We start from the raw sequence: 11,787 nt of genomic DNA, 5'->3' as shown, positions 1-11,787 counted from the left end.
GCCTCACCACTGCGAGCCGAGCGACGGCGCCGGCGGCTGCACGTCGGTGAACGTGGAGTCGATCGGCACCGCCGCGCCGGTACGCGCGGACTCGTACGCACCGAGCATGATCTCCAGCGCGTGCCGGGCGAGGTCGGCGCCGAGCGCCGACGACGTGCCGCCGAGGACGCAGTCGGCGAGGTGGTCGACCAGCAGCGCGCGCTTGAGGTTCAGCGCCCACGTCTCCGCGCCGGAGAGGTGGCCGAGGTTCGGCGCGACCCAGCCGTCGAACTCGCTGCCGTTGATGTCGGTGCGGTACACCTCCAGCTGCGGCGCCGGCCCGGACTGGTTGATGTTGTAGTTGACGTTCAGGGCACCCTCGCGCCCGTAGATCTCGATGCGCGGCCCCTTCGACGCATAGACGTTGAACGTCGAGTCGACGGTGGCGAACACGGAGTCGCCGAAGTCGAGCAGCATCAGCGTGTTGTCGTCGGCGGTGACCGGGATCTCCAGGCCCTTGTACGGGCCGCGCCGCACCGTCCGGACCGGGTCGGTGATGCCGGAGAACGCCGTCACCCGCCGCACCGGGCCCAGCAGGCCGAGCAGCTCGTGGATGCCGTAGACGCCGACGTCGAACGTCGGACCCGAGCCCTCCTGGTAGAACCACGACGGGTCCCGCCACGGCGCGCCGGCGGCCGGTCCCGCGCCGGACGGGCGGGCCCGGGCGAACGCCACCCGGCCGATGACGCCGTCGCGGATCAGCTTCCGGGCCTCGCTGCGCGACGGGTAGAGCATGTTCGGCGGCGACACGACCACCGTCAGCCCCTGCTCCTCGGCGAGCTGGACGATGGCGTTCGCGTCGTCCATCGTGGTGGCGACCGGCTTCTCCAGCGCCAGGTGCTTGCCGGCCTCGAGGATGCGCCGCGACGTGTCGCCGTGCGCGGGGATCGGCGTCAGGTTGACGACGGCGTCGAGCTCGTCCAGCTGGAGCAGCTCGTCCAGCGACGCGAACGTGTGTGGGACGGCGTAGGTCTTGGCCGCGGCGGCCAGCCGGTCCTCGACCGGGTCGGCCAGCGCCACGAGGTTCACCTTGTGCGCGATGTGGCGCAGGTTGGGCAGCACGCCGTGCGGGCCGAGTGCGATCTCGCCCACCCCGAGCACGCCGATGTTGAGCTTCTTCTCCGTCACGGGAGGTCTCCTTCTGGATCTCGTCTGGTTCGTGCTGCTCAGGACGGGTCGATCACGTCGCGGTACACGCGTATCCAGTTGCCGCCCATGACCTTCGCGACGTCGGCCTCGGGCAGGTGACGGCGCAACTCCGCCTCGACGGCGGGGAAGCCCTCCGTCGTCTTCATGAAGTCGGGCGGCGGTGTCACGCCCGGCGAGGCGGCGGAGCCGGCGCCGTAGAACTCGCCCTTGGTCCACCGGCCGACCCGCATCCAGTCGAGGTAGGCCTGGTCCTCGTTGCGGCCGATGTCGGTGCCGATGCCGACGTGGTCGATGCCGGCGAGCTCGACCGTGCGCAGGATCAGCTCGCACCAGCGTTCGAGGCTCGCGGAGTAGTACTCGCCGCAGATCTTCGGGTAGGTCGGGATGCCGATGATCCCGCCGCGCTCGGCGACGGCTCTGATGAGGTCGTCGCCCTTGTTCCGCTTGTGCGGTACCAGCGAGCTCGCGTTGGCGTGCGTGATGGCGATCGGCTTTTCGGAAAGCTCGGCGGCCTCGAGCCCGGTCCGCTCGCCGACGTGCGAGATGTCGACGAGCATGCCGACGCGGTTCATCTCCTTGACCACCTGCGCGCCGAACCGGGTGAGGCCGGAGTCGCGCGGCTCGTAGCAGCTGCCGCCGAGGGCGTTCTGATTGTTGTACGTCAGCTGCATGACCCGCAGGCCCATGTCGTGGAAGAGCTCGACGAACCGGACGCGGTCGGCGATGGGGCTGCTGTTCTGCGTGCCCAGCATGATCGCGGTACGGTCGGTGGCCGCCGCGTGCTCGATGTCGCTCGTGGTGCGGGCGAGCACGATGAGGTCGGCGTTCTGCTCGGCGAAGTCGTGCCACTGGCCGATGCGGTCCATCGTCTCGAGCGTGTCCTCCCAGAACGCCATGGTGACGACGGCACAGGTGATGCGGCCGGTGCGCAGCTCCTGGAAGACCTGCCGGTCGTAGATGCTGTTCTCCAGCCCGTCGACGTAGATCATCTACAGCTCCTCGAAGGACTCGCCATGGACGACGCCGTCGGCGTCGATCATCATCGGGCCGGCATGCCGGCTGGACACCTCGTTGTCCGGGGCCAGTGCGAGCAGGGCGCGGTCGTAGGCGGACCAGTAGACGCTCGCGGCCGTCGGCATCCCCTGACGCGCCGCACGCAGCAGTGCCGTTCCGCCCGCCACGGCGGCGACGCCGGCGGGGCGGCCGGTGTCGGGCGCACGGGCGCCGATCACCACGACGTCACCGGTGACGTCGTGAGCGTCGCCGTCGGCCGTCGAGGCGCTGGCCACGCCGCCGCCGTCGACCACCACGACGCTGACGCCGTAGCGGTAGGCCGAGGCCGTCAGCGCCGCGAGCAGCCGCGGATGCAGCACGTCGTCGATCGTCACCACGGCGCGGCCGTGCCGGAACGTCGTGTCGACGACGAGGTCGACGATGCTCGGCGCGACGAACAGTGAGAACGATCCGTGCGCGCTGACCCGCAGGAACTCGGCGTCGTCGCTGACGATCGTGACCCGCTGCCCGTTGCGCTCGCGGATGCGGTCGAAGTCGCCGGCCAGCAGGTCCAGCGCCCCGAGGCCCAGGGCCTGCGCCTCCAGGAACAGGTCGCGGACCGGGCCGCTCTCGCTCTGCGCGAAGCCGAGCAGCAGCAGGTTGCGCTCGACGACGAGCCGGGTCTCGCGCGGACTCAGCCGCATGACGCCGTTCTCGTCGCCGGACCACCGCCCGTGCGGCTGTGCCTCGGCGCTGACCAGGGATGGATGGTTCATGCCGTCGCTCCCATCTGCGGCTCGGCCGGCCAGAACCAGTGCGTGCTCCCCCGCTCGCGCAGGTCGCTCCACGTCGGTGCGCCGTGGAAGAGCAGTCCGCGCAGCGTGCGTCGCAGGTGGTCCTTGGTCCGGTCCAGGCCGTAGAACGCGATGTTGACCAGGCCGATGATGTGCGCCGGGTTGACCGTCTCGCCGAGCAGCTCCATGAGCGGGGTGTGATACGGCTCGTCCGCGAGTGCCTGCACCCGTTCGACCAGTTGCCGCCGGCGCGGATGCTCCACGAGGAAGCGGGCGACCGAGCTTTCGTCGGGATGCTCGTCGAGCTCGCGCCGCAGGCCGGCGAGCAGCGTGGGCAGGTGCAGCGCGAGGTCGATCGCCTCGCCGGCCTCCGAACGCGGCCCGCGGCGCGGCTCCTCGGCGTTGCGCGACTTGTAGAGCACCCGCGGATCGTCCGGGACGCCGGTCCGGGCCAGCTCGAGCGCCCAGCCGTACTGGCGGTCGACGAGCGCCTTCAGCTCGCCGACGCTGGACTGCGGCGTCCGCACCAGGATCTCGCTGACCGTCAGCTCGCGCAGCAGCGCGTCGGCATACTCCGGCACCAGCTCGATGAGCAGCGAGTCGAGCGTCTCGGCCGCCGTCGGCGACACCAGCGGTTCGACCCGCCGGCGCAACTCGGCCAGCGGGGCCTCGACGAGTGAGCCGGCCCGGGTCCGGGCGGCGATGTCGTCGGCGGCCTCGACGATGCGGTCCAGGTCGCGGGCGACCTCGTCGCTGGCGTCGAACGCGTCGTAGCGGGTGCGGTCCTGGCGCCGATGCCGTGCCGCCTTGACCAGCAGGTCCCGCAGCAGCTCGAAGCCGTCGCCGATCTCGTCCGGGCCCAGCGCCGCGGCCCGGGCGATCGCCCGCTCCCGCAGCTCGATCCACTTCGACACGACCCGTGGATGGTTGTGCACCCAGAGGATGAGTCCGAGCCCGGACCCGTTGCCCAGCCCCAGGTAGGTCTTCACCCGCGGGTCGAGCGCGACCGCGCCGGCGCTGCGCGAGCGCGCCAGCGACTCGGCCAGGTCGAAGCCGAACTCGCGCATCAGGTAGGCGGCCAGCATCTGCGCGAAGTACGGCACGGCCAGCGGGTGGCCCTCGTCGTAGCCGAGGAACGAGCGGGTGCCGAACGTCCCGTTGCCGTCCAGCCCGGTGTTGCGCAGGATGTAGCCGGCCTCGGCGAGCCGGTCCAGCTCCGGCTGGCGGCCCGCGGCGAGGCTGTCGACCACGTGCTCGAACGCCCGCAGGCTGCGGTTGGACCGGGCCCACGCGAGCGTGCCCTCCGGAGCGCGGCCCTCGTACAGCTTGGGCAGCTCGGAGCGGGTCTGCTCGAGCACCTCGGGGCTCACCGGTCCTTCGATGAGCGCGCCCATCATGTCCCAGTGCCGGCCGATGATGCGCGCGGTGCGGCCCTCGACCCGTGGTTCGAACGAGAGGGCGACGAGGTCGAACGTGTACCCGCCGGCATCGACCCGGTACAGCGCCTCGCCGCGGCCGCGGTCGTCGATGTCCCACGTCACCCGCGAGATGGACCAGTCGGCGCCGACGAGCATGTTCATCAGCGCGCGGCTGGCCGACAACCTGCTCGGCTGCAGCACGGCCAGCCGCTCCGGGCGCATGAGCCGGGCCGGATCGCGGACCGTCATCGGGCATCGCCGCCGGTCTGCAGCTCGTTGATGCGGGCGGCGGCCGCGCGCAGGTCGTCCAGTGCCCGGTGCGGGTCGAACCGGCTGACCGGGCCGATGATCGACAGCGCCGCCGTCGCCACGCCACGCGCGTCGAAGACCGGCACCGCGACGGCGACCGTCTCGAGACCGAGGTCGGTGTCGGACAGGGCGTGCCCGAGGCTGCGGATGGCGGCGAGCTCGTCGTCGCCGGGCACGTCCACGCCGGACGCCCGCAGTGCCTCCACGCTGGTCGCGTTGCCCCAGGCCAGCAGCACGCGCCCGGACGCGGAATGGCGCAGGTCCATCCGGCTCTCATAGGTGGAGTCGGCGACGACGGCGCGATCGGGCTCGACCCGCTGCACGATCCGCGCGGTCTCGCCCTCGATGACGGCCAGCGACACCGCCTCCATCACCGCCATGGTGAGCTCCTCCATGACCGGCCGGACCCGCTCGCCGATGCCCGCCTGCGCGAGTGCCCGCTGACCCAGGTGATGCGCCTTGAGCGACAGCCGGAACGTGCTGTCCGGCAGGTGCTCCAGCCAGCCGGCCTCGCGCAGCGTCACCAGGTGCGCGAAGAGCTGTCCACGGGTGAGCCCGAGGCTCTCCCGGATGTCGGCGGCCCGGAAGGCGCGCCCTTCCCGGCCGGCCCGCTCCAGCACCGCGAGCGTGGTCAGCGAGGTCGAGTAGGTCTGACTCATCACGACTCCCTGCGTCAGTGATATCAGGACGCCGTCCTGTTAAAACAGACACTAGAGAACGCGGTGCGGCAAATCAAGGGGTAATCGTGCACAATCGTGCATGAACGGTCGCCACCGAGGACGGATGGCAGCCGCGCCGGGACATCACCTCGGCGATCGGGGCTGCCGGTGCACGAAGCGCCCGCGCGGCGCTTCGTCGGTGAGAGCACCGTCGCGGACCACCGCGGTTCCGCGGAGGAACACGTGCCGCGGCCGGCCCGTCCCGTCACATCGGTCGTAGAGGCTGAACGTCTCGGGAGACGACGGCGGGAGGTCGGCGCCGCGCCAGCGCAGGGCCGGGTCCCACAGCACGAGATCGGCGTCGGCGCCGACGGCGATGCGGCCTTTCGCCGTCAGGCCGAGCACCGCGGCGGCGCGCTCGCTGTTCGCCGCCACGAACTCGGGCAGGCTCACGCCGTGCCGGTGCAGGCCCTCACTCCACAACAGGAGCGTCCGCGCCTCGATCCCCGGAGCCCCGGCCGGCACATGGCGGTGATCGTCGCTGTGTGCGGCCTTGCGGCCCGACTCGTACGCGCAGTGATCGGAACCGACGGTCGTCACGGAGCCGGTCCGCAGGCCCTCCCACAACCGTTCCCGGTCGGCGGCCGACCGGATGGGCGGCGAGATGACGAAACGCCAGGGGTCCGCTCCGGAGAACACCGAATCGTCGTGGACGAGGTAGTGCGTGCAGGTCTCGGCGTGGACGACGCTCCCGGCGCGTCTGGCCGCCTCGACGGCCCCGAGCGCCTCCGCGCCGCTGACGTGGAAGATGTACACCGGGGTGCCGATGCGCCGCGCGTAGAGCGACACCATGCCGATCGCCTCGGCCTCGGCGAGCGCGGGGCGGCTGGCCGGATAGTCACCGGCGGCGAGCCGGCCGAGCCGTTCCTGCTCTCCGAGGGTGGCGGTGAGCAGTTCGTGGTTCTCGGCGTGGAAGCCCGGCAGCGCGCCCAGTCGGGCGATGGCCCGCATGAGCTGCCACGCCGCGCCGTCGTCGACGCGGCGGTCCTCGTAGGTCGTGTACATCTTGAACGACGTGAAGCCGTCCGCGACCACGTGCGGCAGCTCGCCGAGAACGGCCGTCGACGCGTCGAGCAGGATCGGGTGCAGGGCGAAGTCGACCGCGATGGCCTCGCCCAGTGCGTCCACCCGCTCGTGGCACGCGTCGACGAGACTCCGGCCCGGCTCGGCCGGCGGGACGAAGTCGACGACCGTCGTGGTGCCGCCGAGCAGCGCGGCACGGCTGGCGCCGAGCGGGCCGTCGACCGTGCGGGTGCCGTCATAGGGCCAGTCGATGTGGGTGTGGGTGTCGATGGCGCCGGGCGTGGCGACGAGGCCGCCGGCGTCCACCACGTGCTCCGCGTCGGCCGGCGCGTCCGGCTCGAGGACGGCGGCGTACCGGCCGTCCCGGATGCCGAGGTCGAGGCGTCGCGCCGCTCCCCCGGCCACCACCGTGGCGCCGCGGACGACGGTGTCGAACCAGGTCACGCGGGGCCTTCCGGGTCACGGACGGCCCACGCCTCGATCTCGAACCGCAGGCCGCCGGCGAGCGCGATGCCGATCGTGCTCCGCGCCGGCAGCGGGTCGGGGAAGAAGTCGCGATAGATCCGATCGAACGTGGGGAACGTGGAGATGTCGGTGAGGAAGCACGTGGTCTTCAGGACCCGCTCGGGCGACGTGCCCGCCGCGCGCAGGACGGCGCGCAGGTTCTCCAGCGCCTGGCGCACCTCGTCCTCGAAGGCCTCCGGCAGGGCGCCGGTGCGCGGGTCGGCGCCCACCTGGCCGCCGGTCGCGACCAACCGGTCCCAGGCGATGGCCTGGGAGTACGACGCGCTCGGCGCGGGAGCCTCGGTCGTGCTGATCTGTTCGAGCAGGGGCATGCGAAGAACCTTCCGGTGTGCGTGATCGGGCACCCGCCGTCGGGGCGGGGAACTGTTCGGCCTCGCTGTCGGGTCAGGCGGGCGTCGTGCCTCGGTGGGCGGCGAGGAAGAGGGCGATCGCCTCCCGGGTGGTCGTGACGTCGGTCGTGGCGTCCTCGATGAGGCGGTCGAGGTGCCGCGCCATGGCCGCCTCCGCACGGTCGGGGTCGCGGCCCGCGATGGCGTCCATGAGCTCGTGGTGCTCGTTCGTCGACCGGCGGGTGGTTCCGCGGCTCTCGGTGATGACGTCGAGCACCTGCTCGAGGTGGTCGAACCGGGGATCGAACACCACCGCGGCCAGTCCTCGCAGGACGCGGTTGGGGACGAGATCGGCGAGGGCCCGGTGGAAGTCGACGGCACGCCGGGGGCGTTCGTCCTCGGTGTCCATCGACGTCTCGTGTCCGGCCAGCAGCCGGGACAGGTGCTCGACCTCCGCCGGACCGGCCGCCAGCGCGGCAGCACGGGCGATCTCGCTCTCCACGCCTCGCCGGGCGTGCAACAGGTCGGCCACGTCCTGGGCGGTGCGCAGTTCCAGCGGTCCGAGCTCGGCCGACCACCTGCGCTCGTTGGCGACCCGGTCGGCCACCTCCCTGCCCGCCGGCGTGAGCACGCGGCCCTTGCCGTTCGGCGACCCCGTGAGGCCGGCGGAGTCGAGCCGGCGGAGCAGCCGCGACAGCGTCGACTCGCTCAGTCCGGCCAGCGGCCCGTCGAGTCGCTTGCCGATCTCACGCGCCCCCACCGGCTGCAACTCGGCGATGAGCTCCAGCAGCGCGCGCTCTCGCGGGTCGTCGGTCACCATGCCATCCCCTCACTCGTCTACTGCGCCGTGTAGCCGCCGTCGACGGGCCAGACCGCGCCCGTGACGAATCCGCCCGCGGGACCGAGCAGCAGCCCGACCGCGGCCGCGATCTCGTCAGGCCGGCCGACCCGGCCCAGCGGTACCCGTCGGGTCACGACGTCCAGGTCCTCGCCGGTCTGGTCGAAGCCTTCGCGCAGCATCGGGGTGTCGACGGGCCCTGGGCACACGGCGTTGGCCCTGATGCCGTCGGGCCCGCCGTCGACCGCCAGTGCGCGCACGAAGTTGATCACACCACCCTTGGCGGCGCAATACGCGACGTTCTCGGGATACCCGACCATGCCCACCTGCGATGCGATCGCGACGAACGACCCGCCGCCGGCTCGCCGGAACCGCGGCACGCAGGCCTTCGCCAGGAGGAACACCGCGGTGAGGTTGGTGCGCACGATGGCGTCCCAGGTCCCGAGATCCATCGTGTCGACGGTGCCGGCCCGGGTGATCCCCGCGGCGGCCACGGCGCCCGTGACCGCGCCGGCGAGGTCCGCGCCGTCGTCGACGGCGCCGGCGAGGACCGCGGGATCGGCGGCGTCGCCGACGACCGCGCGCACGGTCGCGGAGGCGAGCTCGCCGACCGAGTCCGCGAGGTCGAGCGCCACCACCGGCCGACCGGCCTGGACCAGCGTCTCGACGACGGCCCGGCCGATGCCGGACGCGGCCCCGGTGACGACGACCGCGCCGTCGGTCTCCTGCCTCACCCGTCCACCTCCTCGATCACGACCGCCTGCCTCAGGAGCACGATTCCGGATACAGGAACTTGGCGACCTCGGGATCGTCCATGTTGTCCGCCGTCACCAGGACGTTGTCGACGACATTGTCGAACGGAAGATCCGCCGTGTCCTCGTCGCGCAGGTGCGAGACGAGCCGGGTGAGCGCGTCGTAGCCCTGCTGGTACGAGCCCTGTGCCACGAGCGCGTCCAGGGTCCCGTCCTGAAGCCCGCGCACGAGAACGGGCCCGGCGTCGTAGGCGATGACGGCGACGTCCTCGGCGTTCATCGCCTGGAGCGCGTTCGCCGCCCCGGTGGCGCCGGCCTCGGCCGTCGCGAAGATGCCCACGATGTCCGGGTGCGCCTGCAGGCTCGACTGCACGATCGACGACGCCTGGTTGGGGTCGTCCTCGAAGTACTGTGTCTCGAGCACCTCCAGGTTGCCCGCGCCCTCGAGGCCGGTGATGAACCCCTCGGCGCGCTCGTTGGTGAGCGGCAGGCCGGGACGGTTGTCGAGCACGAGGACCTTGCCCTCCGCGTCACCGACGCGGGTGAGCAGTTCCTCCGCGGCGAGCGCGCCTCCGGCGATGCTGTCGCCGTGGAACTGGGCCAGGGCCACCTCGTCCGCGAGCACGGCGTCGGTGGTCACCACCGCGATGCCGGAGTCGACCGCTGTGCGCACGGGCGCGAGCATGGCCTGCGGGTCCGCCGGCACGAAGATCAGCCCGTCGGGACCGGCGTTGACGACGGATTCGAGAACCGGGACCTGGTCGGCGGCGTTCATCCCCCGCGACGGGCCGTCGGTCGAGATCTCGATCCCGCCACCCAGGTCCGCGGCGGCGTCCTTCGCTCCGCACAGCATCGCGGTGTAGAACGGCAGCCCGTTGTAGGTGGTGAGCAGCGAGATGTCGAGCGCGCCGCCGTCATCGCCGCCGGACTCCGTCTGAGCGCTCGTTCCGCACGCGGTCGCGGCGAGGACGGAGACGGCGAGTAACGCCGGGCCCAGCAGCCGGTTCGTGGTCATGGTGTCTCCTGTCGTGGAGGTTCGAGAGGTTCGAGAGGTTCGATGCGGGACTCATCGGGGGACGAGTTGCCCGCGGCGCACGCCGTCGATCCAGACGGCGGCGATGAGGACGAGTCCGATCGCGATGTTCTGGTAGAAGGACCCGACGCCGACCATGACGAATCCCGCGAGCAGCACCGTGGGAATGAAGGTCGCGGACATGGCGCCGACGACCGACGCACGTCCGCCGAAGAGGCTCGTGCCGCCGATGATCACCGCCGACAGCGCCTGCAGCATGCTGGTCTCGTGTCCGGAGATGGCCGTCGTGCCGAACCGGGTGATGTCGAGGAATCCGGCCACGCCGGCCATGAGCCCGCACAGGACGAACACCTTCGTCGCGGTCGCCTCGACGCGCACCCCCGCCCGTCGCGAGCCGCTCGCGCTGGAGCCGATCGCGAGCGTGTGCCGGCCGAAGCGGGTCCACGCCAGGACGCCCGCGGCCACGGCGCCCACGACGAGGCCCACGACGAGCGGGACGGGCACGGCCAGCAGCGTCCGCATGCCCACCGTGCTCTGCAGGCTCGGCGGCAGGTACGGCACGTTGGCGCCGTCCGTGATCACCTGTGCGAGGCCGGTGGCCACACCCATCGTCCCGAGCGTGACGACGAACGAGTTGATCCGCAGCCGGGTGACGAGCAACCCGTTGAACAGGCCCACCAGCATGCCGGCGACCATTCCGGCGACGAGACCGGCCACGATCGCCAGTCCGGTGTCGGTGTACTCGCCGGCTGCCGCGGCCGCGCTGCCGCCGGAGACCAGGACGACCGTCTTCGCCGCGACCACCGAGGACAGCACCAGGTTCGCACCGACCGACAGGTCGATGTGGCCGGCACCCAGCACGAACGCCAGTCCGATGGCCAGGAGCAGCAGTCCGGCGCTGTTGCGCCCGATGGCCTGCAGGTTCGTCACGGAGACGAACCGGGCCTCCGGACCGATGACGGTGAAGACGACGACGAGGAGCACGACGGCCGCGAGGACGTACCAGGTGGTCGAGACGGCGGCGAAGGACCACCGGTCGCGCACGGCCACGCCGTTCTCGTCGACGATTCCCGCGTTGGTGGTCATGGTGTCCTCCTGTCCTCGCCGTTCTCGCGGTTCTCGCCGAGCATCGCCGCGACGACGTCGCTCACGGTCGTGCCGCTGGGGTCGATCTCCGACGCCACCGAGCCGAGTCGCATGACGACGATCCGGTCGGCCACCTCGAGCACCCGCGGGAGGTCGTGCGAGATCAGCAGCACCGCGATGCCGCGTCTGCGCGTGGCCGTGATCGTGTCGAGGACGATCTGCGACTGCTTCGCCCCGAGGGCGGCGGTGGGTTCGTCCAGCACGATCACGCGGCTCGCGCGGGACACGGCCCGCGCCACCGCGACGACCTGCCGCTGGCCGCCCGAGAGCTGCTCGACCGGCCGGTCCAGGTTGGGCAGGTCGATGCCGAGGCTGTGCATGAGCTGCTCGGCCTCGCGCCGCATGGTGCGCCGGTCCAGGACGCCGAGCCGGCCCAGCGGTCCCCCGCTGCGGATCTCAGTGGAGAGGAAGATGTTTTCGACGACCGAGAGGTGCGGCGCGACCGCGAGGTCCTGGTAGACCGCCGCGAGTCCCGCGCTCATGGCCGACGCGATCGAGCCCGGCTCGAGGGGCGTGCCGTCGATCGTGACGTTCCCCGCGTCGGGGGTCAGGGCGCCACAGATGCACGAGATGAACGTGCTCTTGCCCGCGCCGTTGTCGCCGACGATCGCGACGACCTCGCCGGGACGCACCGACAGGCTCGCGCCGCGGAGCGCCTTCACGTGACCGTAGGACTTGCGCAGCTCGCTCGCGACAAGGACGGGTGCCGTCGCCGTCATG

Annotated in this window: 12 protein-coding genes; all 12 read right to left on the bottom strand. The window is 71.9% G+C overall.

Going from position 1 to position 11,787, the window contains the following annotated elements:
* Positions 1 to 3: 3 nt before the first annotated feature.
* Positions 4 to 1,167, bottom strand: a complete 1,164-nt coding sequence (locus tag BLU82_RS05570; RefSeq protein WP_092616736.1) for a Gfo/Idh/MocA family protein — start codon at positions 1,165 to 1,167, stop codon at positions 4 to 6.
* Positions 1,168 to 1,205: 38 nt separating this feature from the next.
* The gene (locus BLU82_RS05565) at positions 1,206 to 2,177 is read right to left on the bottom strand and encodes a dipeptidase (RefSeq protein ID WP_197682754.1); all 972 of its coding nucleotides are present in this window, start codon (positions 2,175 to 2,177) and stop codon (positions 1,206 to 1,208) included.
* Positions 2,178 to 2,957: a hypothetical protein gene (locus BLU82_RS05560; protein WP_092616733.1), complete on the bottom strand. Its 780-nt coding sequence runs from the start codon at positions 2,955 to 2,957 to the stop codon at positions 2,178 to 2,180. It abuts the gene before it with no gap.
* Positions 2,954 to 4,642: a hypothetical protein gene (locus tag BLU82_RS05555; protein WP_092616730.1), complete on the bottom strand. Its 1,689-nt coding sequence runs from the start codon at positions 4,640 to 4,642 to the stop codon at positions 2,954 to 2,956. Before BLU82_RS05555 ends, BLU82_RS05560 begins: the two co-directional genes overlap by 4 nt.
* The gene (locus BLU82_RS05550; RefSeq protein WP_092616727.1) at positions 4,639 to 5,361 is read right to left on the bottom strand and encodes an IclR family transcriptional regulator; all 723 of its coding nucleotides are present in this window, start codon (positions 5,359 to 5,361) and stop codon (positions 4,639 to 4,641) included. Before BLU82_RS05550 ends, BLU82_RS05555 begins: the two co-directional genes overlap by 4 nt.
* 144 nt (positions 5,362 to 5,505) lie before the next feature.
* Entirely contained in the window at positions 5,506 to 6,888 is a 1,383-nt protein-coding gene (locus tag BLU82_RS05545; RefSeq protein ID WP_092616724.1) for an amidohydrolase family protein, read from the bottom strand.
* On the bottom strand, positions 6,885 to 7,280 hold the full coding sequence (locus BLU82_RS05540; protein ID WP_092616721.1) for a RidA family protein: 396 nt from the start codon (positions 7,278 to 7,280) through the stop codon (positions 6,885 to 6,887). Before BLU82_RS05540 ends, BLU82_RS05545 begins: the two co-directional genes overlap by 4 nt.
* Positions 7,281 to 7,353: 73 nt before the next feature.
* Positions 7,354 to 8,118, bottom strand: coding sequence for an FCD domain-containing protein (locus BLU82_RS05535; RefSeq protein WP_092616718.1), 765 nt, complete (start codon positions 8,116 to 8,118; stop codon positions 7,354 to 7,356).
* Positions 8,119 to 8,135: 17 nt separating this feature from the next.
* Entirely contained in the window at positions 8,136 to 8,870 is a 735-nt protein-coding gene (locus BLU82_RS05530; protein WP_157740594.1) for an SDR family NAD(P)-dependent oxidoreductase, read from the bottom strand.
* 31 nt (positions 8,871 to 8,901) lie between these two features.
* Positions 8,902 to 9,903 carry an ABC transporter substrate-binding protein gene (locus BLU82_RS05525; protein WP_092616712.1) on the bottom strand — a complete coding sequence of 334 codons (1,002 nt, stop codon included), beginning with the start codon at positions 9,901 to 9,903 and terminating at the stop codon, positions 8,902 to 8,904.
* Positions 9,904 to 9,954: 51 nt separating this feature from the next.
* The gene (locus BLU82_RS05520) at positions 9,955 to 11,007 is read right to left on the bottom strand and encodes an ABC transporter permease (protein ID WP_092616709.1); all 1,053 of its coding nucleotides are present in this window, start codon (positions 11,005 to 11,007) and stop codon (positions 9,955 to 9,957) included.
* The gene (locus BLU82_RS05515; RefSeq protein ID WP_092616706.1) at positions 11,004 to 11,786 is read right to left on the bottom strand and encodes an ATP-binding cassette domain-containing protein; all 783 of its coding nucleotides are present in this window, start codon (positions 11,784 to 11,786) and stop codon (positions 11,004 to 11,006) included. The genes BLU82_RS05520 and BLU82_RS05515 overlap by 4 nt, the downstream gene beginning before the upstream one ends.
* Position 11,787: the final 1 nt, after the last annotated feature.

The sequence above is a fragment of the Jiangella sp. DSM 45060 genome (assembly GCF_900105175.1).
In the GTDB taxonomy this organism is placed as follows: domain Bacteria; phylum Actinomycetota; class Actinomycetes; order Jiangellales; family Jiangellaceae; genus Jiangella.
Note: the sequence above shows the minus strand (reverse complement) of the source record. Positions and strands in the feature narration are given on the sequence as shown.

What these genes read in the sequence shown, in the direction of transcription:
- BLU82_RS05565 (WP_197682754.1), bottom strand. Translation starts at nt 2,177, where the DNA reads ATGATCTACGTCGACGGGCTGGAGAACAGCATCTACGACCGGCAGGTC.
- BLU82_RS05560 (WP_092616733.1), bottom strand. Translation starts at nt 2,957, where the DNA reads ATGAACCATCCATCCCTGGTCAGCGCCGAGGCACAGCCGCACGGGCGG.
- BLU82_RS05555 (WP_092616730.1), bottom strand. Translation starts at nt 4,642, where the DNA reads ATGACGGTCCGCGATCCGGCCCGGCTCATGCGCCCGGAGCGGCTGGCC.
- BLU82_RS05550 (WP_092616727.1), bottom strand. Translation starts at nt 5,361, where the DNA reads ATGAGTCAGACCTACTCGACCTCGCTGACCACGCTCGCGGTGCTGGAG.
- BLU82_RS05540 (WP_092616721.1), bottom strand. Translation starts at nt 7,280, where the DNA reads ATGCCCCTGCTCGAACAGATCAGCACGACCGAGGCTCCCGCGCCGAGC.
- BLU82_RS05535 (WP_092616718.1), bottom strand. Translation starts at nt 8,118, where the DNA reads ATGGTGACCGACGACCCGCGAGAGCGCGCGCTGCTGGAGCTCATCGCC.
- BLU82_RS05525 (WP_092616712.1), bottom strand. Translation starts at nt 9,903, where the DNA reads ATGACCACGAACCGGCTGCTGGGCCCGGCGTTACTCGCCGTCTCCGTC.
- BLU82_RS05520 (WP_092616709.1), bottom strand. Translation starts at nt 11,007, where the DNA reads ATGACCACCAACGCGGGAATCGTCGACGAGAACGGCGTGGCCGTGCGC.
- BLU82_RS05515 (WP_092616706.1), bottom strand. Translation starts at nt 11,786, where the DNA reads ATGACGGCGACGGCACCCGTCCTTGTCGCGAGCGAGCTGCGCAAGTCC.